Annotated in this window: 14 protein-coding genes; 2 read left to right on the top strand and 12 right to left on the bottom strand. The window is 46.0% G+C overall.

Features of this window, described 5'->3' with window-relative positions:
- Positions 1-191: 191 nt before the first annotated feature.
- The 8 genes from H171_RS02385 to H171_RS02350 form a co-directional block, all read right to left on the bottom strand.
- Positions 192-2,567 carry a glycoside hydrolase family 9 protein gene (locus tag H171_RS02385; protein WP_100303715.1) on the bottom strand — a complete coding sequence of 792 codons (2,376 nt, stop codon included), beginning with the start codon at positions 2,565-2,567 and terminating at the stop codon, positions 192-194.
- A 21-nt stretch (positions 2,568-2,588) separates the two neighbouring features.
- The gene (locus H171_RS02380; protein ID WP_100303714.1) at positions 2,589-3,050 is read right to left on the bottom strand and encodes a RidA family protein; all 462 of its coding nucleotides are present in this window, start codon (positions 3,048-3,050) and stop codon (positions 2,589-2,591) included.
- A 73-nt stretch (positions 3,051-3,123) separates the two neighbouring features.
- Entirely contained in the window at positions 3,124-4,734 is a 1,611-nt protein-coding gene (locus H171_RS02375; RefSeq protein WP_100303713.1) for an N-acyl-D-amino-acid deacylase family protein, read from the bottom strand.
- Positions 4,731-5,852, bottom strand: coding sequence for an alanine racemase (locus H171_RS02370; protein ID WP_100303712.1), 1,122 nt, complete (start codon positions 5,850-5,852; stop codon positions 4,731-4,733). The genes H171_RS02375 and H171_RS02370 overlap by 4 nt, the downstream gene beginning before the upstream one ends.
- A gap of 17 nt (positions 5,853-5,869) precedes the next feature.
- Positions 5,870-8,386: a beta-mannosidase gene (locus tag H171_RS02365; protein ID WP_100303711.1), complete on the bottom strand. Its 2,517-nt coding sequence runs from the start codon at positions 8,384-8,386 to the stop codon at positions 5,870-5,872.
- Between the two features lie 15 nt (positions 8,387-8,401).
- A complete protein-coding gene (locus H171_RS02360) occupies positions 8,402-9,226 on the bottom strand; it encodes a carbohydrate ABC transporter permease (RefSeq protein ID WP_100303710.1) in 825 nt (274 codons plus the stop codon).
- A 2-nt stretch (positions 9,227-9,228) separates the two neighbouring features.
- The gene (locus H171_RS02355) at positions 9,229-10,152 is read right to left on the bottom strand and encodes a carbohydrate ABC transporter permease (RefSeq protein WP_100303709.1); all 924 of its coding nucleotides are present in this window, start codon (positions 10,150-10,152) and stop codon (positions 9,229-9,231) included.
- A gap of 81 nt (positions 10,153-10,233) precedes the next feature.
- Positions 10,234-11,577, bottom strand: coding sequence for an ABC transporter substrate-binding protein (locus tag H171_RS02350; protein ID WP_100303708.1), 1,344 nt, complete (start codon positions 11,575-11,577; stop codon positions 10,234-10,236).
- Positions 11,578-11,829: 252 nt separating this feature from the next.
- On the opposite strand from H171_RS02350, the gene H171_RS02345 reads away from it, so the two are divergent.
- A complete protein-coding gene (locus tag H171_RS02345) occupies positions 11,830-12,468 on the top strand; it encodes a helix-turn-helix transcriptional regulator (protein WP_100303707.1) in 639 nt (212 codons plus the stop codon).
- Positions 12,469-12,593: 125 nt separating this feature from the next.
- On the opposite strand, the gene H171_RS02340 is transcribed toward H171_RS02345, so the two are convergent.
- Genes H171_RS02340 through H171_RS02330 form a run of 3 tightly spaced genes read right to left on the bottom strand, consistent with a single transcriptional unit; the run spans position 12,594 to position 17,990 of the window.
- A complete protein-coding gene (locus tag H171_RS02340; protein ID WP_100303706.1) occupies positions 12,594-16,001 on the bottom strand; it encodes an ATP-binding protein in 3,408 nt (1,135 codons plus the stop codon).
- The gene (locus tag H171_RS02335; RefSeq protein ID WP_100303705.1) at positions 15,982-16,632 is read right to left on the bottom strand and encodes a DUF4194 domain-containing protein; all 651 of its coding nucleotides are present in this window, start codon (positions 16,630-16,632) and stop codon (positions 15,982-15,984) included. The genes H171_RS02340 and H171_RS02335 overlap by 20 nt, the downstream gene beginning before the upstream one ends.
- A complete protein-coding gene (locus H171_RS02330; RefSeq protein ID WP_100303704.1) occupies positions 16,629-17,990 on the bottom strand; it encodes a Wadjet anti-phage system protein JetA family protein in 1,362 nt (453 codons plus the stop codon). Before H171_RS02330 ends, H171_RS02335 begins: the two co-directional genes overlap by 4 nt.
- Before the next feature lie 333 nt (positions 17,991-18,323).
- Between H171_RS02330 and H171_RS02325 the strand changes: the two genes are divergently transcribed.
- Positions 18,324-20,525, top strand: coding sequence for a helix-turn-helix domain-containing protein (locus H171_RS02325; RefSeq protein ID WP_157803095.1), 2,202 nt, complete (start codon positions 18,324-18,326; stop codon positions 20,523-20,525).
- Here H171_RS02325 and H171_RS02320 read toward each other — a convergent pair whose 3' ends face one another.
- Positions 20,526-22,223: a DUF4091 domain-containing protein gene (locus H171_RS02320; RefSeq protein WP_100303702.1), complete on the bottom strand. Its 1,698-nt coding sequence runs from the start codon at positions 22,221-22,223 to the stop codon at positions 20,526-20,528.
- Positions 22,224-22,231: the final 8 nt, after the last annotated feature.

The following is a 22,231-nucleotide window of genomic DNA, read 5'->3' as shown; positions in this document are numbered from 1 at the left end:
CAACTTCATACAATGATAATGTAAATATTGTAATCCGTTTTAAAATTACTTTTGAGACATCCTCTGTAAGATTATCCGTTTACACTTCTTTTATATAGCTTTCCGCCATATCAACTGCTTCATCAATTACCCGCTTTTCCGGGATTCTGATCTCCATATCGAATAACTAGCCGTAAGCAGTCATCTTACACCTAAATCAAATCAGCTGCGACCCACATAAAACGTCCCGGCGGCGTTGTCCATACTTCTCTGTAGGTTGCAATATTGGCAGGCGGCCAATAAGGAAGGTCTTCATTTCCTCTGGTCTGTACGCCTACCGGCATTTCTCCAACGGTTTCTCCAAGCAGAGCCGTATATTCCTGGCCGTAATGATTTCCTTCCCCATAGATCAGAGACTGGCCGAAGGGGTTCTTTCCAAGGGTCCAGTAAAGCTGCTCTCTGGCAATTTCAATTAACTCCCTATCGCCGAAATATGTTCCTATGATGGAAGCCGCTTTTCCCATGGACAGCTGGATCGCCGAGTTTCCACGGTAAGAAAACCACACCGGGAAGGTTCTTATATAGTATCCGTCTCCCAGATCAATCCCCTGCTTCAGCTGTTCCACATAATTGACCCGTTCTCTTTCATAATCAACCTTTGGGTGCACCACATGGAAGGCTTCCTGGTCCTCTGCCTCGCTGATGTGATGGATTCCGGCCGGCAGCATGCCATAGGGAGCCGTATATTTCTGAAGACCTTCTAAATACTCCCCATGGAGCTTTAAGCCTTCTTCCCACACGGTCTTGTTTTCATGCTCTGCAAGTGCACCACATACCTCTGCCAGAGCCATGGCAAAAACCTGATCCCTCGCCTGATGAGAGAAATGGACGATATGGGTTTTGCTTTCATCCCTGCAGAAGAATCCCCTCATGGGCAGGTCATTCCTGGTTTCCTGGCAGGATATCACCTTATCGGCATACTCAGCAGCCTTATCATAAAAATAACTGTCTCCGGTAATTTTGTATATCCTGGCCGCTGCCCATGCAGCAACCGCATAGTATTGGGAAAGGCTGGAGCCTGCCGTATGTTCCAGTAAATGATAAGGTCCTTCCACCCCAACTTCCCGGAACCGCTCATCGGCAAAACGGAAATCTTCTTTCGCTGCATCTACACATTTCCATGCCAGCTCCCGGTCCAGTTCCTTAAAGGCTTCTCCGGCACCGGCTTCTACCGCAGCAAAAACAAAGTTTTCAAAGGACCGGTTGTGAACATCTGCTTCACAATCGTCCATATTTCCGATGAAATTGTCGGTCCACCTGCGTATGGCCGCATGGGATGCACGGTAGCCGTCCCCAAAGCGCATACGAAGCACAAAATCCAGTCCCCAGTTAGCTTCTTCCATCATTCTGCCAAACAGCATTGGATCAGAATCCTTCACCTTCCCTGCGGAAGCGATCATGGCATCTAAGATCTCTGCCGTCTGCATGGTCTGCTGGGATACGTCTGCCGCGTCGTGCCAGCCACCAGCATACACCAATTTCACCCCGTTGTGTTCTGCAATCACATCCTGATGGCAGGTTCCATGGCAATTAGGAACCGGATAGCCGCACCGCTCACAGTACATGAAATTGGTCAGCTTCCACAAGGTACTTTCCAAAACGTCATTCCCAATGATAAAGCGCTCACTTACCGTATTTCCAAACCGGATCCTGTATGTACCTTCGGTTTTTAAGTCCGAGAAATTCAATACCCCAAAGCTTCCCAGGTGGTTTTCCACCTTATCAATCTTCCCGCGGTATGCCACTCCTTCCTCTATGCCGTCATCTTCTTTCACGATTTCAAACTCTCTGGCTGAGGTATTGGCAATTGCTGTTTTTCTCCCGTCTGCAAAGTAACCGGTTGTAGAATATACTACTTCCTCTTCCTCACACTGCCATCCATGAACGACTCCTGGTTTTACCTCCTGAAGCCGGATATCGCAAAGTTCAAATCTCAGGTCATCGCCAGTGCTCACTTCCCTGCCATAGCGGTGAATGTTAAATGAAATTTCCTCGATTGCATCATGGGCAATGGAATCGATCTCCCAGGTACAGGTATTCCATTCATTATTTTTCAGATTGATGGCATTAAAGCCTTCTCTTGAATAGACATCCGGTATCTTGGTTACCCCATTATTGACAAACCCGACACGCACGATTGGGCTGTGAAGGCCGGGGCAAATGGGACGGATCTTGAACCATATCCGGTTTCCTCTTCCCAGTTCCAGCCCCTTCACATTCAGCTTTGCAATATAGCTTCCAAAGGTGGCATAAAGTCCTGCTGCCGCATCGTTTGCCCTGACTTCATTATCCGGCCAGTGGTCTGCCCTTGACTTTGTCTCCAGGCACAATATGTTTCCATCCTTTACGTGTACTTCTCCCTCACCGTCAAAGCTCCATGGCTCCAGGCTGGTTCCATCCCATAAACTCACGGAAGACAAAACCGGCTTTTTCAGATTATAGGTCTCCATGCTTTTGTCGTACTCCGGTTTTAAGGGGTAATGTACGTATAATGACTCTATTAAATTTTTTTCAAATTGACGATCCATTTTTATCCCTCATCCAAAAGATTATTCTTCAATTTCAAATATAGCTTCCGTCTCAACAGGAATATTTCCAGGCAAAACGTTGACGCCTATGGCCGAACGGGCCGGTACATTCTCCTGGCCTAAAAGCTGTAACAGTAATTCACTTCCTCCATTCGCCACAGCCGGCTGCTCATAAAAGGTATCTGCACTTGCCACAAAGGTAAGAATTTTGATTGCACGTTTTACCCGGTTTAAATCCCCGATTTTATCCTGTAACACTGCAAGAACATTTAACATGGCATCTCTGGAAAAGGCTTTTCCTTCTTCTGTGGTAAATTCATATCCAAGCTTTCCACTAATCCCTTCTCCTCCGATCACCGGCCCGCAGCCTGATATGTATACCAGATTTTTTCCAAATTCCTGGCACGGGGCATATACTCCTCCTTTAGGCGGAGCTGCCGGGATCTCCAAATTAAGTTCCTTCAGTTTTTCATAAATGTTCATGTCTGCTTCCTTCTTTCTTTATTCTGCCCGGCTTCTTAAGGCATATAAAAATGCCTGGAAGGGGGTTCCTTTTTTATTTAAAGCCCTTTCTTAACAGCTTCCCACTGGTGCGGTCCACGAGATTGCCGTCTGACAGTACCCGTTTTCCTCCCATCAGCACCAGGTCCATGCCCGAACACGGGTCATGCTTTCCGGTGTAATCCGCATGATCTAAGAAACTCTCCGGCTGAAATACCAGCACATCTGCCAGGTATCCGGACCTTAAAAGCCCCCTGTCCTCCAGGCCCATCCGTTTTGCAGGCTGATAGGTCATCTTACTGATGGCCTGCTCCATGGACAGCACCTTTCGCTTTATAACAAAATCATTTAAAAATCTGGCAGTCGTCCCAAGGAGGCGGGGATGGGCGTTCTTTCCGTCACCGCCGTACAGGGAGTCAGAAATTAACAAGGTAAATGGGAGACGGGCCACCGCATCCACATCCTGCTGGGACATGCTTAACACAATAATCCCCACTTTCCCGTTTTCCTCCACAAGTAAGTCTGCCACCAGATCGGAGGGCTCTTCATATCCCAGCTTTTCCGCCAGTGCTCCGATTGTCTGTCCCTGCATAAATGCATTCTTCTCAAGGGTGACGGAGCTGATGATGATCCGGTCCCAGCCAATGCTTTCCGACATATTATCCCATCCCTGGTGAACCTTATTTAACTCTGAGCGCAGCCTCTTCTTCCCCTCTGGGCCTGATAAGCCTTTTACCAGAGCCTCAAAGGACTCTTCCATAATGGTTGGCGGAAGCAGGGACTGGAGGGTTGTAGAACCGCCGTCATAGGGATAAAAATCTGCAGTGATATCCTGACCTGATTCCCTGGCCTGTTCAATCCTCTGAATCGCCTCGAATATCTTGCTGTTCCAGTTCTTGATTCCAGTTGATTTCAAATGGCTGATATTTAGGGGAACCCCTGCCTTAGCCGCCACATCGATCACTTCTTCCACCGACTCCACCAGGCTGTCTCCCTCTCCCCGGATATGGGTACAGAGAACGCCGCCGTTTCCTGCAGCTGCCTGTACAACCGCCGTAAGCTCCTCCCTGTTTGAATAGCATTCCGGCTGATACATGATTCCCAGCGTAATCCCAAAGGCTCCCTGGGCCAATGCATCTTTCACATACTCCTGAGCCTTTTCAAGCTCTTCTTCTGTATATGCCTTGCTGCCAAAACCTTTTAGAGCCACCTTGATGCTGTCCGAAGCCGCAAAGAAGCCCATATTGACTGGAAGGTCTGCTGCTTCCAGGGCTTTCGTGTAATCTTCATAGGTTTCAAAGGCCAGATCCTCAGGAAGTCTTCCGATCACCGGCTCCAGGTAATCATATAATTCCTTCCGCCACGAGGGAACAGAAGGCACAGGTGCAAGACCGCAGTTTCCCACAAAGGTAGTTGTTATTCCCTGGGTCAGCTCTATTTCCCCAAAATGAGGGTTGGTAAAAGGCGCAATATCGCAATGACGGTGTATGTCAATAAAGCCGGGAGTTACCGCCTTGCCGGAAGCATCGATCACCTGGGCGTTTTCATGCTCAATATCCGGGGCGATATCAATAATTTTTTCTCCCTCTATGAGAATGTCGCTCTGATACGGCGGTTCTCCGCTTCCGTCATAAATCAATCCGTTTTTGATCAGAATATAACTCATATCAGCATCCCTCTTGCATCTACTTTTTGTTTTCTGAGAGAACCATTTTCAAGAATGTAAACAGAATTCTGCATATTAACAGCCGTACATACATGGATAGGGATCAGGGACAGAACCTGCCCTACATGCAGCCCGGTCTCCCCATGAATGGCCGTGATGATCCCATGCTCTTCATTCATCCGTGATAGCCTGAGATTGTCATCTCCTTCCACCACGGCATATCCGGGATAGTAAAACGGCGGCTGCCCCGGAACTACGTCCGTTGGAAAGCACTTGGTTCCTCCGTCCACCACGGCATATTCCGAATGCTGGCAGCTGACTACCGTCGCGTAGAACCGGACAGCGATCTCACTGATATGGGCTACCTTTTCCTTGGTCAGCATAAAATCATCAAAAATATAGGTACCAGGGCGGATCTCATTTACCATTCCTGTTTGTGCTACCTGAACACCGGTTGGGGAAGAACCAGCGCTGATGTCCTGAATATCTACTCCTGCGTCTTTCAACATCCTGGCAGTCTCAGCCATCATGTTTCCTTCTTCCTCGGCAGCCAGCAAATTGTCTTCCGTTGGCTTGCCGGACAGGACCAGGCTCTTAAACGTAAATATACCTGTGAGGTTTAAATGCTTCATCTGCTTAAGGGCAAGGGCCAGCTCCACCGCCCGGTCCATGGGCACTCCCGTGCGTCCGGCTCCCGTATCGATCTCCATACGCACTTCCAGAATCATATCCTGGTCAGAAGCTGCCTGATTCAGCGCCTTAGCACCTTCCAGGCTGTCAATGGTCAAAATAAGCCTTTTGATCCTTTTTGCCAACGCAATCGCCCTCTGGATACGGAAATTTCCAACCATAGGATAGGCAATGAAAATATCCCCCATGCCTCCGTCAGCCATGACCTCAGCTTCACTTACCTTCGCACAGGTGATCCCGCATGCACCGGCCTTCATCTGCATTTCAGCAAATATGGGCATTTTGTGGGTCTTGATATGTGGACGCAGCCGGCAGCCGGCCTGATCCGCCGCTTCCTGCATCCTTCTTATATTTTTTTCCGCCAAATCTACATCAATAACCAGGCAGGGTGTCTCTAATTGTTGTATCTGCTCCTGCGTAAGTCCCATTTTCATGTCCTCCCTTCTCAGCTTTCATAACTGTCAGCCACACTTCGCACCACCAGGTTTTCTTTCAACAGGCTTGGGCTCATCTGGTCTTTAAAGTCTTTTTTGCTTACGTGAACCGTAACTCCTTCCGGCGAAGTGATATCAAAAAAATTATCAGAGAAAACAGCATCATAGTCTTTAAAATAAAGCTCTACATACTGACAGAAACAGGAAGCCTTTACCGTAATATCAAAGCTATGCTCTGACTCTGAAACCAAAACATCATAAGCCGGGGCATTATATTCAAAATGCTTTGGTTTTACAAACAGCACCGTCCGTTCCGCAAGCAGTTCTACTCCCCTGTATAGCCGGAATACGGAAAAAGCAGAAGAACAAAGGGCCTCATCATCAGTCCATGAGGAAAAATCCGTTTCTATGCACTGTAATACCGACAACGCCGGCAGCTCCCCTTCCCATGATTCTTCCCATAATACCCTGAACTCACGGTCCATAAGAAGGATTTCCGCTCTGCACTGCTGTTCCTCCCTGGTATCATTATGAACGTAGTAGGAAACATGAGGAGAGAGTTCCTTCTCCTCACCGATGGAAATGGTAAAAGGCGCATAAAACCTGCGTGCTCCGTAGTGGAGCGCTTTCCAGCGTCCGTAATAGTCAATGCTCGCCCAGGAGGCCACCGGCCAGCAGTCATTAAGCTGCCAGTAAAGAGAGCCCATGCATTGCCCCCGTTTTCTTCTCCAGTGTTCCACTCCATACTCAATAGCCTTTAACTGAAGGATCTGGGAGATATATGCGAGAGAATCCGTATCCTTAGGATAAAGGAAGTAATCTGCGATGTAGTTTAAAATCTTCCCATTAGCCGCCGGATTTTTCTGGTGGGATTCCATGACCCTGCTGAAAATATTCCGGTCCTCTGGCAGGGTGAAGGAGGCTATGGTCTTGCTGTGTGGAAAGGATTGGAATCCGTATTCTGAGCAAAAGCTGAAATCCCCATATTCCGTAAATGGCTTTCCGGAATGCCAGACCTCCCAGTAATGCTGATCCCCCCGGTTGGTCGCATTGGGATTGTCAAAGGCTCCTCCTGAAGACGGTGACGATGGCCAGAAAAAGGTAGTGTCATCACAGGCTCTAATTGCCCTGGGAAGAATATATTCAAAGATTTTTGTATAGTCCGCTTTATATCTGGGGTGATGGCCTTTCAGCCTTGCCCACTCATCTGCCCAGCCCCATTCCATTTCATTATTTCCGCACCACAGGGCCAGACAAGCATGGTGTCTTAAACGGCGGACATTGTCCTTAGTTTCTTCCACAATGTCCTCTTCAAACGTGTCGTTTAATGCATAGACATTGCATCCAAACATCAGGTCCTGCCAGATTAATATTCCTTCTTCATCGCATTTATCATAAAAATAATTATCAGGGTAATAACCTCCGCCCCATACTCTTAAACAATTGAAGTTTGCAGCAGCACAGTCTTTGATTAACCGTGCAGTCCTTTCCTTTGACACCCTTGTTAAAATATTATCTTCCGGGATATAATTCGCACCCATGGTAAATATTTTTATTCCGTTTACCGTAATGGCAAATTCGTTTCCGTTTTTATTTTTATCCGTACTAACGGTCACGGTCCGAAGGCCGATCCGGCACCCATAGGCATCATGGCAGGTTCCCGCCTCATCCAGCAGGCGGATGTTCACCCTGTATAAGGGATGCTCTCCCAAACCGTTGGGCCACCATATCCGGGGCTCTGGAATGGTCTCTTCATACTGCCATTCTCCGCTGTTACGGACTGTCCTGGATACAAGCCTGCCTTCCGGATCTGTAATTTCAGTCTCGGTAAACCATGTTTGCCTGTTCTCCAGTCTCTCTTCATTATGGGATAGTTGACTGATTTTTATCTCAAATTTCAATCCTACTCTGCCACTGCCTTCATGCTCCTGCCGGATATGGACATCCTGGATTTTTGCTTCGCTGAAATATTCGATGGCTATATCCCGGAAGATTCCCATATCCGGAAGCTGGGGACCCCAGTCCCATCCAAACATATAATGAGCCTTGCGAAGTGCCGCATTTCCGTGAATGCATCCGGTGGAGGCATAGAAGATATCATTTTCCTCATCCTCTTTTCTTACAAAGTCCAGCGGGGAGTGAAATAAGACCTCTATCCGGTTTCTCCCTTTCTGTAAGTACTCTCTTACAGGGAAACGGTAGGTTCTGTGCATATCCCTGGTCTCCGCAACCAGACAGCCGTTGATGCAGATGGTGGCAATGGTATCAAGCCCGTCGCAGACTAGTTCTGCGCGGGAAAATTCCAGATCCTCTTCTGTCACCGTAAAGCTTCTCTTATAAAGATATTCATTTGCCATCAGTTCCCGGACAGCATATTCATTGCATCTCCAATAAGGATCCTCGATCAGCTTATGTTCCAGCATATGGCTGATCACCGTTCCCGGCACTTCACCCGTATATACGGCATCGTGGGAGGCTCCTTGGGAATGCCATTCCCAAATTCCATTTAATGATTGTGTTTTTCGCATAGTTTCACCTGCTTATTACGCCTTTAAGCCACTGGTTGCAATTCCTTCCACAAAGTTTTTCTGGAAAACCGCGAAGCATACAATGACCGGAAGAACAAATACAACTGCCGCCGCCATCAGCCTCGACCAGTCTATGGAATACTCACTCATATACTGCTGGAGCCCCAGAGAAAGGGTATACATACGTGGCTTTGTTATAAAAATCAAAGGATACAAATAATCACTCCACGCATCTAAAAAAGCATATATCCCAATAGTAGTCAAAACCGGTTTACAAAGGGGAAGTGCGATTTTATAATAACGCTGGAATTCTGTGGCACCGTCGATCTTCCCCGCCTCAATCAGGCTGTTGGGAATGCCTGCAAAAAACTGCCGGACAATAACAATATAATATGCCTTTCCAAAAAATGCAGGCAGGATCAGGGGAATGTATGTATTGGTAAGTCCCAGCTTCGAATAAATCTTATACAAAGGCACCATGGTAACTGTTATGGGTATCATCATCGTCGCCATGACCAGGCCTGAGATGATGTCAGCACCTTTCCATCTGATTTTCACCAGTGAATATGCAACCATAGGTGTGACCAGAAGCTGGCCTATGAGTGAAATGGCCGTGATAAACACTGTATTTCCCATGTACTTAAAATATGGGATTGCTGCAAAGGCTGCCGGATAGTTTTCCTTCACCCATTCACGGGGAAACAGCCTTACCGGAATGGTGAACGCATCGTTGTTGGTTTTGAACGAAGTGAGCAACATTACCATAAAGGGTGATATGAAAATCAAAGCCAGTACAGCAACCATAGCAAAAAATAAAACTTTGCTTATATATTTCTTCATCCTTATTCACCTCCGGCATTTTCTGTTGCTTTTCTTGTTACCTTTGTCATAATTACCGTCAGAATCGCAACAACGACAAACAGCAGCCACGCCATTGCCGAAGCCTTACCCATCTTTAAATAGGTAAATGCATTATGGAATACATACAGCGGATACATGAGAATGGAATTCTCAGGGCCGCCTGCGGCACTTCCGCCTTTTACTCCGGCATTTGCAGTAATAATGATATATACCTGCTGGAAATACTGGAATGCATTTATGGTGCTTAGAATGGCCTGATACACAAGAACATGAGCAATGCATGGTACTGTGATATAGAAAAACCTGGAAACCTTTCCGGCTCCGTCGATCTCGGCTGATTCATAGTAACTTTTAGGCACGGACTGCAAAGCTGACATACAGACCAGCATCATGGTACCGGTGTTCCACGTTCCCATGAGAACCAGCGCCCACTTGGTATAATGGGCATCCATAAGCCATGCCGGTCCGCTGATTCCAAACCAGCTCAATACGTTATTGATGTAACCGTAGGTAGGGTCAAACATCCAGATCCATACCATAGTCGCCGCAACCATGGGGATTACGGAAGGCAGGAAAAATGCTGTCCTGACAAACCCCCGCCCCTTAAAATCGGCGCATACGATGCTGGCCAGAAGCAGCGCTACGAACAGGTTGATGGGCGTAGATACAAAGGCCATAAATAAGGTATTTCCCAAGCTCTTCCAAACAAGAGGATCACTAAAGATGTCTTTGAAATTATCAAGTCCCACCCACTGCGGAGCTGTTACGGCATTAAACTTTGTAAGGCTGTAATACAGAGAGCTTATCAGTGGATATACACTAAAAGCCAGAAAGCCCAGAATCCACGGAGATGAAAACAGCAGCCCATTTATAAAATCCCGCTGTGTCGCGTTTCGTCCCTTCATTCCTTTTCCCCTCTCAAACATGAAGATCAGGGCACTGCATTATGCAGATTTCTGCCTGCAGCGCCCTTAATAAGTGAATTGTTATTTTAAATTAGCGCTTTGTCCTGCAAGAGCTTTCAGAGCCTCTTCAGGAGTCTTTGACCCTGAGTATACGGTATCAAGTGCTGCATTGATCATGGATATGTATTCATCATAATCTGCCATTACCGGGTACTGAATACCCTTTTCCTGCTTCAGAGCGTCAATAAATTCTGTAAATCCAGGAACCGCCTTGATATCAGCATCATCGTATAATGCTTTTACAGCCGGAAGATTACCGGTTCCAAGGTCAATGATCTTGGCACCTTCCTGACTGCAGAGCCATTTTGTAAAGTCCCAGGCACCATCTTTATTCTTAGCCATTGCCGGTACTGCTACAGAGTCAGTCTCATAGCGGCTGATTCCTCTCAGCTCCGGATTTGCCTGTGTGCCAGGAATCAGGGTAATGCCGTAATCAACGGTGGAATTAAAATTTTTCATCATGGTCGGCAGCCAGGAACCGTCAAGACGGAACAACTGCTTGCCCTGGAAGAACATATCCTGTTCTGTATAGCGGTTTGTATTTGCCGTACCGATAAACCCATCAAGAGCTTTTCCGCCAAACTGATTTCTGTATTTTACGTTCATATTAAGACTGTCTAAAATGCCTGCGTTATCAGGAGTGACATTAGAATCCTCATCCCACCATCTTCCACCAAAACCATAGATCAGCTCCTGTCTGGCAGAAGCATATGGGAATAGGGGATATCCAAGCACCTCAATATTTCCGCTGCCATCTACCTTCGTAGCCTTTACTGCCATCTCATACATCTCTTCCATGGTTTTTGGCGGTTCGGTATATCCGGCTTCCTTCAGCAGTTCCTTGTTGTAATACATCTGGATGGTATATGCATCAAGGGGAAGGGCATAGATGTTTCTGTCAATGGTATTTGCATTCATAGCCTGCTCTGAATAAATGGAGGAATCAAAGGATTCCTTGTCTGCATATGGCTGTAGGTTTTCCAGCAAGCCATTCTTCTGATACTGCACCACGGTCTGGTTGCTTATTTTGATGACATCAGGAGATTCGTTGCTGCTCATTGCAACAATTACTTTCTGTGCATCCGTAACGCTTAATCCTTCCACCTTATAGTTGCTCTGGGAAGCGTTGTACTCACTGATGGCTTTTTCATAGACAGCCGCTTCATCCCCTGTGTTGTTGTACCAGAAAGTGATCACCTGTGCTTCCTTGTTTTCTGCCGGAGCAGATGTTTCCCCGCTGGTTGTCTCCCCGCCTGCCGCAGTCGTCTGTGCGGTGGTGGTCTGTGTCTGGGAACCGCTTCCGCAGCCTGTGACCGCCAATGCAGCCATACCTGCAGCCATGATAATACGAATTGCTCTTTTCATAAAATACCTCCTTGAAAAATATAGTTTGAACTTTTTGTTGATTGACTTTCAACAGTTTGTTTAACTCATAATCAATATATACTATACTTCATGTATTTTGTCAACAATAATCATGGAGTTCTTTTCATTTTTTTGTTTGTTTTTTATAATATTACTTTTTTTATTCAACAATTACTGGATTATTACTGGACTTTATCTCACATTTCATTTATAATTTATTTAGACATTTTGTTGAAAGGATAAAATAATACTATGGGATATGTTTCTGATAACCTGAACCTGTTGTCTGACATTGCTAAATGCATTGCGATGCAATTCGGAGAAAACTGTGAAGTGGTTTTGCATGACCTTACCCTGCCATATGACCAGACAATCGTCGCCATCTGGAATGGGCATGTGACCGGAAGAAAAGTCGGAGATGGCGGCACCAATGCGGGATTAGAGATCTTAAAGGGATCCGCATCACCGGATGACCAGTACAGCTATGTCAACGCCACACCTACCGGCCGGATCTTACGTTCTTCCAGCAAGTACTTCCGTGACGAATATGGAAAAGTGAACGGAAGCTTGTGCATTAATTTAGATATTACAGATATGATTAAATGTGAAAATACCTTACGGACCTTTACCTGTTCCAGCTCCCAGGCTCTTACCCAGACTCCGGAGCTGTTTGTGGGGAATGTTGATGAACTGCTTGAAATCATGATGAAAGAAGCCATAAACATGACCGGAAAATCCGTGGGGAATTTGACAAAAGAAGAAAAGGTGTCTGTTGTCCACACCTTGGACGATAAGGGATTCTTCCTGATTAAAAAAGCGGCTGAAAAGCTGGCTGACTTTTTGGGACTATCCAGATACAGCATCTATAACTATCTGAACGAAAGCCATTAGATTGCCATGATCGGTGAAATGGTAAAGAGGGATCCCAAAAGTCGTAGAATGACTTTCAGGAACCCTCCTTTTTAAATAAAAAAATAATTATTCTAAAATCACCGGAGCCACTGCCCTGCTATTTCTCAGAATTCCTGAAATTCAAGGTTTTCATCAAGTTCTTCCTCGTCGAGCTCCCCTTCATCAAGCTCCCGCATCAGTTCCGGAAAGCTTTCCCGCTCAAATTCCTGAATGGATATGGACTTCTTATTTGGATTGGCGAATACAAAGGTCTTGTCCACATTCTCCACATAATTCTGAATCTTATCGTTGGTTGCGCTGATAATGGCCTGGAAGCCCAGTCCCCGGATCAGCTCAATGCAGCTTGCCACCTTCTCCGCATCCATCTTGGAAAACGCCTCATCAAGTACCACCAGGCGGAGGGTGGGATTTCTCTGTATCTTTGGAGACATGCTGATCCGGTAAGCCTGGGCAAAGCTGGCCAATAGGGCTACGTAGAGAGGGTTCTGCCCCTCTCCGCCGGAATTCTTTTTGATCATTTTGCTTAAACGGATCTTAATAACCTCATCCTCGTTCTGGATGATCTGCTGCATATCAAAGGATAGATACGTCCGGTAATCCGCATACTTATCCATGTTCCGCTTGGCCTCTTCCATCTCCTCCGGTGTAGCGTTCTCCGGCGGGATGAAGATGTTTATTAAGTCATTGATGATTTCTCCGTACTGATTCTCGTGCTCCATGGTGAATAAGTTCATCTGGTTATCCAGGGAATCCGTAAGACAGGCGGGATTTACCTCCAGGGAATTGTCCATGAACATGTCATAATATCTCCCATCAGGCCCTTTATTTCTTCCAATGACAAACTGATATTTATCCTTACCGAAATCCAGCCTGCTGATGATTTTGTTCAGCTCATCTTTTCGTAAAAGCGCATCCCTTATGGCGCTTCGGATCTTGAACATAAAGTCATCCTTAAAATGAAGAACTGCAGACTTTGCCTGTTCGGCAGCCATCTTTTTATATTCTTCCAGATTTCCGCACTCCATGGTCTCGAGAAGGCGGTCATATTCCCCATTATCCTTTGCTGTCAGGGAGAAATTCCGATTGGGATACTTTCTGGCGTACTCACCTCTGGAGCCTACAAGAGCCTGGAATGCCTGATCACGGGCTTCTTCTGACTTCCTGCATTCTCCGAAGAATTCATTCTTAAGGCGGTCATACCGGCAGTTTTCTCTGCTTTCCAAAATTTCTTTCACCTTAGCTTCCAGCTCCTCAACGGTTTCAAATTCCCGTTCCTTTGAAACCAGTTCTTCCTGCAGCTGCAGGGATTCTCTGCGGAACCGTTCGATCTCACTGTTGATGCCAAAAATCAGTTCTGCGACTGCACTCTGCTCCGCCCTCTTTCTATCGCAGAGCTGTAAGATGGCTTCCCTTTCCTTCACCCATTCTTCTACATCCTGGGCCTTCAGCTTTTCAAACTTCTGCTCCAGCCGTCTGATCTCTTTTTCCTTATCCTTAAAGGCCTCCATATCCTGCTGCCATTCCAGGTAAACGCCCGTATCCTCTCCTAAGCCCTCCATGGATAAGATACGCTTGCATTCCTTTAACACCTGTTCCTGAGGCTTTTTCTCCTCTTCCATGGAAACCAGGTTCTTTTCCAGCAGCCGGATCCTTCTCCTGACGCTGTCCTTTCCGATATATGCAAATTTGGTATAATTATCGGGATTCATATGCTGCAGGCGGAACGTATGGTACAGCATGCAGTCAGGGGTCACTCCAATGCGGCTGCGGCGCAGCTCTTCCAAGTTCCTGCACTTGACGACCCTGCCCAAAAGCAGGTCAATGTACGGCTGTAGATAAGTCTCCCTTACCGTAACCTCTTCGGCAAGACCATCTTTCACTACTTCATAGGAATTCTGCCCTACTTTTTCCGTATCCAGAACTGCCACATTAAAATATTCTGCCCTGTCCAGTTCCCCGTAAGCAGCCATGGCTGCTTCTGCATAAGCCGGAGCCACTACCAGGGACAGCTTATTATTGCCCAGATAGCCTTCTACCGCATTTCTCCAGGTCTCATCCCTGATGTCCAGAAGGTCTGCAAGCACATGGACCTCCACCGCCTTGCCGGTTTCCTCCAAAAGCCGCTGCTGGATGATGGACCGGGCACGTTCCAAATATTTTGGATATGCCTTATTTCCAGCCTTTAACTGAGCCAGTTCTTCACTTGTCTGGCGCTCTTTTTTCCGGATATCCCGAAGAATTACTTCTGCCTCTTTTTGAGCTTCTTCCGTTTCCTTTCTCATCTCGGAAATGGATTTTTTCAGGCGGATTAACTTCTCCTCATCAATGGTATTCTTTTCAAATTCTTCTATGTCCCATATGGTCTGATTGGAGGTAGCTTCTTCGTCGATCCATTCCTTTAGCCGCTCCCCTGTCTGAGACCATTTGGTAACGCTCTTATTTAAATGGTTTGATAGTTCCTTCGCAGAGTCCAGCTGATTCTTTAGATCCTCATAGCCTGTGGAAGAAATCCGTCCTAGAAGCTCATTTCCCTGTCTGGTCAGATCTTCCATCTGCCCTTCCAACGCTGCCCGCTGGCCTTCCTGACGGTCCAAATCCACCCTGGCCAGCCTGGACTTATCCGTTAATGCCTGGATCCTTGCCTGATAATCCAGAATTTCCATCTTGCGGAAGAAATATGTATTTTGGCTTATCTCCGCTTCTTTTTCACGAACTGCAGAGAACTTTTCCCTCATCCCATTTAAATATCCGATCTCAACCACTGTGTCTTCGATCTTTTTTCGCATCCGACCGTACTGCATGACGCTTTCCTGCATGTCCTCGATATGGATGTCATGCTCCATGCAGATGTATTCCTTTACAAAATCCTCCAGCTTGATATTCATGCGGAAGGGAATGGCACGTTTGAATAAAAGGGGGAATTTTTCCGAATCAAGACCGCCTAAGTATACATCATACAACTGCCTGCGGAACCGTTCGTTATGGGAGGTTGCAAAATAATCGTCTTTGGGGTAAATGGTCTGTAAATAAGCAGACACTTCCTGAATGGTCATGGTCCTGGATCCGGTACGGTAGCCGTTTTCCCAAAGAGGGCCTTTGTGCCAGAAGAATTTTCTGGATATTTCATTGGTGGTCGTCTCCACATCAAAGACAATCCCAACGCACTGGCATTCTCCCGTATCCGACCGTTTCAGTTCCAACACAATGGTAGTGGAAAAGTTCTGGTTCCGCAAATAGGCAAATTCATTATTCTCACCGATATTCACCATACCGCGCAGATATTCAATAAGACTGCGGTCGGAATCATCGGCCGCTGCTTTATTAAAGAATCCCCGGCCGTCAGTATTGGCGTAAAGAAGAATCTGCATGGCATCAATAACCGTAGACTTTCCGCTGCCGGAATGTCCGGTAAAGAAGTTGATCCCCTGGTGAAAGGATAGGGTTTTCCGGCTGATATAATGCCAGTTATTAAGGAGTATCCGGGACAGAGCCTCAAATTTCTGATTCGTCATCGTCATCGTCTCCTTCTCCAAGTGCTTCTAACAGGGCCCGCACGTCATCTCCAAACAATACCACATTGATGCTGGGATAGATGATCATACGGCTGTCCCCATCTAGGTCCTCCAAAATATCCAGTGGCTCCAATATCTGATACTTTTTTAACAATGTAATTGCCCTGCGGATTTCCGTCGGTGAAGGCTGTTTCTTAAACAAACGGTAACTTCCCAGCTTTTCATGGATCTCGCTTAATGTGGTGTAAATGTTGACACTGGTGGAAACTGCCGCCATCTGCTCATCATAGATCAGTTTTAAGATCAGTAAATAAAGGGTGGCCAGTTTGGGAAGCTTGTCTCCCACCGTGTTCTCTCCCTGGATATAAATAATGCCCAGCTGGCTGTTTTCCAGAACAGATACTCCGCTGACTGCCAGATAGGCCCGGATAAATTCCAGATGTTTGTTGCAGATTTTAAATTCCGGATTATAGGCAAACCGGTTAGTGCGCTTGTCGTACTTATGCTCCAGAACAAAGGTCTGCTGCAGAAGAAGCCTTAAACCTGCTCTTACCTCTTCCTTTTCTCCCTGTCCCAAAGCGTCAAAATATGGAATCTGGCTGATGATGCCAGCACTTTCTTCATAGGTCATGATTCTTTCCTCCTTACAAATACCAGCTTTGGATAGCGGTATCTGCCATTGTCAATGAGCTCCGCCTCCTGCTCCTCCACCTGATACATGCTTTTCCTTCTGGTTGAGTAATCATAGGCCAGGATCAGCATTTCAAATTCCTCAGGAGAACCCACCGTATCTTTCGTTACCTCCATACGGCCATTTTCCAGATGGGCTTCGATATAGCGTTCAATCTCCTTCCGGCTGTAGCGGCTTTTTAAACGGTTTAAATTCAGGATCTCCTCCATAGTAAGCTCTGCAGGCTCTTCCTCCGGCATTAAATTTTCCTTAAAGCCTGTCCTGGTCCTTCTCTTTTTATAGAGGGATTTTTCAGAGAGAATGGATACCTGTGATAAATTCATGAGGCCTCCCACTTCCTTTATAGCCTCATCCGGGTCCTCTGTTTCAGACAGATGATTTAGAAGCCTGATAACAAGCCCCTTCATGCTGTCCTCCTGATTTAACAGATAGTTAAGCCTTGTAACCGTAGCGCGGATATAACGGGAATGTTCCTTGTCCATATTGGCTATGCGGTGCTCGATATCGTCAAATCCCCGTTCGATCTGATCCAGCTTTTCCACTATATCCCCTGCCGTTACCTTCTGGCCGCTGCGGCGGCTCATCTGCTCGATCCATTCAGTATCTTCCCGCATGGAGCCGATCCACCGCTTGATGTCATTTTTGTAAAGATAGAAATTATCCGAAGTTTTCAACATATGGTACTTCTTTTTTACAATTTCATCCACATATCCTTCCAGATGTTCCTTTAACAGCTCCCCATAGGCTCTCTTTTCCAAAAGGCTTGCAAAGAATTTGTCCATATTGTGAAGCATGTCCTGCAAAGTCTTGTTAAGCCTCTTTGTATTAATGTAAGCCGTATTCAAAAGGCTTACACCGGCCCTGGGATCATTTTTCAAAGAGAAAAGGATTGCATAAACGTTCTGGATATAAATCTGGGTCTCATCCTCTTCATCACTTGCAAGCTTGAAAAACGCTTCGATCATGACAGCAGCATAATCAGGAATAACGATATTGACCGTCATGGAGGCATAGTCATCCACTTTCCTAAGCCAGCCTGCCCTTAACAGCCAGTTTAAGACCCTTACCGCAGTCGGCTCTAAGGCATCCGCCTCATCTTCCAGCTCATCCTGCCAGATGACCAGCCGTTTTGCCGTAAAATATTCCTCCAGAACCTGAATACACACCTCCCGGCTTAAAAAGTAGTTGCTGTATTCATATTCCTCATTGATTTTTAACAAAGCTTCTATGTAGGTGGACCGGTTAATGGAACGGAATAATCCCCAGAACCGGTCCGGTATCTCATTCATTAATATCATTTGATTCTGCCTCATCTCCTGTTTTTTCTGCTTTCTCTGACTAAAACCATGAAGTACAGGCCTTATCTTATAAAAGCAGACAAAAAGAAACGGCTATCACCATTTTGACAGCCGATTGATCTTCGTTTTCACGGGTTTTTCTTTTAACCCAAGGCCTCTTTCTTTATATTATAGCAAAAATCCCTGTTTCTTACAATAAAATTATGGGGCCGGCCTTTCACTCTTCTGCCCAAACAGTCCGGACGAACCAAAAAACTACATTGCCCGCCCACATTCCATATGGTATCATGGAAAGAAAAAACAAATGATATTTGGTTAGGAGAGTCCCCGAATATGAAATTTAACAATCCAACATTTTTTAAATGGTTCAAATCTATCTTGCTGGTTGTGGCAGCGATTTTATTGTTGTGTTCTATTCTGTGCGGCTACATGCTCGTTCTGCTCCGGAACAATACCCTCCAGATGAGCAGCAATCTGACCCAGTATATTCAGACCAATATAGATTCCCGCCTGTTTGATCTGTATAAATACTCCTCCTCTCTCGAACTCCATCCTGCCAACATCTATCTTAAGAAATTAAAAACAGCTCCGAAAACCATCCCACCGAAGGTCTATCAGTTCAGTGATCAGATGTTAAACTATAATTATTCCAATAAATTAATTGACAGTATATTCATCTATTACCCGAACTTACATAAAATTGTGGGCAATTTGGGCTGCTATGATGCAGACTCTTATTATGCCCTGGATAATCTCCTGCTGTTACATGGTTATGAACAATGGCTGGACACTCTCACCATGGAATCAGACAGCGACTTTGCCTACCTGCAGTCAGACAGCCGAAGCCAGTTCTGTTATATCCGGAAAATAAAAAACTCAGAGGAGCTTGCAGGTTATCTTGTTTTTGAGTTGAATACAGATGAGCTGCTAAATTCTTCCCTCATGACGGAAAATTCCGGGGATCCTCATTCATCTCTTGGTATTCTGCTGGATGGCCAGCTGATTGCCTACACCGGTAACAGCGAGGAACTGACCCGGCTTGCCGCATTGCTGCCTGACACACTGGAGGCTCCTGTTGTTCTGGAGGAACCCGCTTCCCTGCTGTATGCCAGACCCTCCTCTTTGAAGAATCTGTGTTATTTAAACGTATATTTTCATAAGAAAAACTTACAGCCGGTTTATATCACTCTGGGAATCTGCATCTTGGGCATTATCGTCTGCGGAATAACAGGCATCCTCGCTTCTGTACTCATCAGCCGAAAGAATCTCAGGCCTCTCATCAACCTGCTGGATAAAATCGGAGGTACCCCGGATAAAGAAAATGATGAATATGAAACCATTCATAAACGATTCGACCAGTTAACCAAAGATTACTGGTCAAATTCCGAGAAAGTACAGGAACAGCAGTCCCTGATTAATAATTTCTTCTTGAAAACAGTACTTTACGGCGACATGCATAGCGACTATGCTATTTTTAGTGTTGCCAAAAGATGCAATATCTTATTTGAGAATCCACGCTATCTAATCGCCATAGCCGAACCCGTTTCCGCAAAGCCTCAGCTGGATGAAGACCTGCTTTTAACAATCAACAAATATTGGGAAACACATCATTTTGACGTGATATCCTCCTTCCATGAAGGAAATATTGTGATTCTTTTTAATATTGAGGAAACAATTTCACAGAATACGATTTCAAAGCTTATAAAAGAAATGAAGGCGGAGGTGTTCGGAGAAGACAAATGGGTCATGGCCCTTGGTTTAGACTATGACGGTCTTGTCAATATACAATACAGCTATGCCCAGGCTGTCACGGCCCTGCATTACCAAATTAAACCGGAATCCTCTGTCATCTGTTATAACAACTACATGGAACATATTACATCACCAGGTTTATCCTATATTGATACTTTTGAAAATTTCTCAAAGAATATGATCCAGAACGATTATAGCGCCGCACTGGTACTGGTACCTGCTGTTTTTGACAATTATTTTTCGGAAGAGGATTCATCAGAAATCACCAAAGTAAAATTCAGGGCCATACAGAATCTTTTACTGAATGCCAAGCAGAAAGTCAAACAGGAGATTCAGACTCCCGGCTGCAGCATTCATACCGCTCAGATTCTGTCCTGCACTTCCCCGGCCCAGCTTCGCGAGTATACGCAGTGTATTTTGAAAGAACTATCAACCCCTTCACAAGCAACTAAAAATGGCACGTCCAGCATTGCTGAACGCGCCAAAACCATCATATTAAGGGATTTTTCTGATCCGATGCTGGGCCTTTACCGGATTTCTGCGGAACTGAATATCAGTGACTCTTATCTGTCCACTACCTTCAAAACCGTCTTTGGCATCGGTGTGGTACAGTATATCAATTCCCTTCGGATTGAACAGGCCAAAAAATTAATCTGCGAAACCGATTTAAGTATCCGTGAGATCGCATTAGCCGTAGGATTTTCCAGTGATGCTTCCTTCATCAGAGTATTCAAACGTTACGAGCTGCAGACGCCGAATACTCTGAGAAAGAACCAGAGATAACTATATCCTCTTCATGATTTCCCGGTTAATCTTCCGGCGCAGCTCTAACAGATAATTGCTGCTTAAGGGATATGACTTAAATGTCATTTTTTCCTTCTCACCTTCCAGAATCAAAGACTCCACTGTTTCCCGGTCTGACAAGCTTTCCAATAAATCCATGGCCCGCAGGTCATAAAAAGCTTCCATCTGCACCTGGTTCCTGATAGAGGATACTACACTGCCTCCCTCTCCCGGATACACCAGATAGGGATCTCCGGAAGGAAATGCAAAGCCCGCATGGGTTTCCGAATAAGGATCGATATGCCGGAGGGAAAAAGCAGAATTATAAAAATTATAGCCCCAGTGCAGGAATCCCCTGATGCGGTATAAGTACATCAGCACTCCCATAATCCGGTTTCTCGCACTTGGCATCGCATAGAACCGGTTTGGCACATCCACGCATTGTACGCAGCAATAATACACCCACAGATCCTCCACACCATGATCAATAAATGGCTGGATATGGTCATCAGCCGGAATGGGGTGCTCTACGATACCCTGCTTGTAAAATTCATAGCTGCTAAGCGCATCCACAATGGTATAACCTTCTAGCAGATCAGTAACCTGTTTTTTGGCAGCCAGGTAACTCTCCAGATGCTCTTCCCCAGGCTCATCCGAAATATGGAAAAACAACTGATTCTTCTCATATCCGAGATCTGCCAGCTTCCCAAGAAGCGCTGGTACAAAGCTTTCCAGAAAATACCGGTACTCTGCGGAAACAGCTTCCACCTCCCAGCCAAAGATCTGCTCCTTACCGTTCTCTGTTTCAGCAATGATCTTTGGTGTGGCATATGCTCCCCACTGAGTAAAGAAATGAGCGATTTCCAAATTCTGAATCCCATATTTTCTGCATAATTTACACCACCGCTCCAGCTGACCAAATCCAAATCGGTACTGCCCTTCTTTCCGTATCACCTCCACCAGCTGGACGGTTGTCCGAGCTCCTCCAACTGCCGTATCCAGCGGCTGTGTAAAAACAGGCGTTAGCAGCAGGTTAACCCCGCACTCTTCTCCTGCAAAACGGATATAGTTCTCAACAATTTGCCAGTGCTCCTCACTAAAAGCATCAACATTGTAATAGTCCGCCAGACAATCCGCATGAAACCACTCTGTATGCAGAAGCCTCTGCTCCGGCAGGACAGCCGGAAGTACCTGCAGCTGCAAAGTCTGCTTCCAGTTCTGTTCCACTGCGTGTGGATTATGGATCATCACGCCGTTTGCACAGGTCGTAACCTCTTCCGCTTCTGCTTTAATTGTTATCTCATGGCTCCCCGTTTCCAAGTTGCGCAGATCAATATCAATCCAGACGCTTCTCATCTGACCCGGAACAGGAATCACCGTGCCATCAAAAGGTAACAGCACATCGGGAAACATGCCCGCTTTGGTAGTAATATAATTCGTATCATATTCTGCATAGCAGGGATAATCCGATGGCACCAGTCCCACCTTTCTCATTCTCGCCTCTGCGCCGTTTACCTGGATGTGAAATTTTTGCTGCGGCATCCCCCGCTCTCCATCCAGGGCAGTGTAGATCAGCTGAAACGATACTATTTCATTCCGGAATCCCTCCAGATTCCAGCCTGGCTTCCATGTTTCCGGCATACAATCCGGAAATACCTTCTCCAGGGAGTGTGTCAAAAAAAACTCATAACGTACCATCGATAAAA

The organism is [Clostridium] celerecrescens 18A, assembly GCF_002797975.1.
In the GTDB taxonomy this organism is placed as follows: Bacteria; Bacillota; Clostridia; order Lachnospirales; family Lachnospiraceae; genus Lacrimispora; species Lacrimispora celerecrescens.
This window is presented reverse-complemented; position numbering and strand designations above follow the sequence as displayed.

Coding starts and splice junctions, on each gene's coding strand:
- H171_RS02325 (WP_157803095.1), top strand. CDS start 18,324: ATGAAATTTAACAATCCAACATTTTTTAAATGGTTCAAATCTATCTTG.
- H171_RS02340 (WP_100303706.1), bottom strand. CDS start 16,001: ATGACGAATCAGAAATTTGAGGCTCTGTCCCGGATACTCCTTAATAAC.
- H171_RS02365 (WP_100303711.1), bottom strand. CDS start 8,386: ATGCGAAAAACACAATCATTAAATGGAATTTGGGAATGGCATTCCCAA.
- H171_RS02320 (WP_100303702.1), bottom strand. CDS start 22,223: ATGGTACGTTATGAGTTTTTTTTGACACACTCCCTGGAGAAGGTATTT.
- H171_RS02335 (WP_100303705.1), bottom strand. CDS start 16,632: ATGACCTATGAAGAAAGTGCTGGCATCATCAGCCAGATTCCATATTTT.
- H171_RS02360 (WP_100303710.1), bottom strand. CDS start 9,226: ATGAAGAAATATATAAGCAAAGTTTTATTTTTTGCTATGGTTGCTGTA.
- H171_RS02380 (WP_100303714.1), bottom strand. CDS start 3,050: ATGAACATTTATGAAAAACTGAAGGAACTTAATTTGGAGATCCCGGCA.
- H171_RS02355 (WP_100303709.1), bottom strand. CDS start 10,152: ATGAAGGGACGAAACGCGACACAGCGGGATTTTATAAATGGGCTGCTG.
- H171_RS02370 (WP_100303712.1), bottom strand. CDS start 5,852: ATGGGACTTACGCAGGAGCAGATACAACAATTAGAGACACCCTGCCTG.
- H171_RS02375 (WP_100303713.1), bottom strand. CDS start 4,734: ATGAGTTATATTCTGATCAAAAACGGATTGATTTATGACGGAAGCGGA.
- H171_RS02350 (WP_100303708.1), bottom strand. CDS start 11,577: ATGAAAAGAGCAATTCGTATTATCATGGCTGCAGGTATGGCTGCATTG.
- H171_RS02345 (WP_100303707.1), top strand. CDS start 11,830: ATGGGATATGTTTCTGATAACCTGAACCTGTTGTCTGACATTGCTAAA.
- H171_RS02330 (WP_100303704.1), bottom strand. CDS start 17,990: ATGATATTAATGAATGAGATACCGGACCGGTTCTGGGGATTATTCCGT.
- H171_RS02385 (WP_100303715.1), bottom strand. CDS start 2,567: ATGGATCGTCAATTTGAAAAAAATTTAATAGAGTCATTATACGTACAT.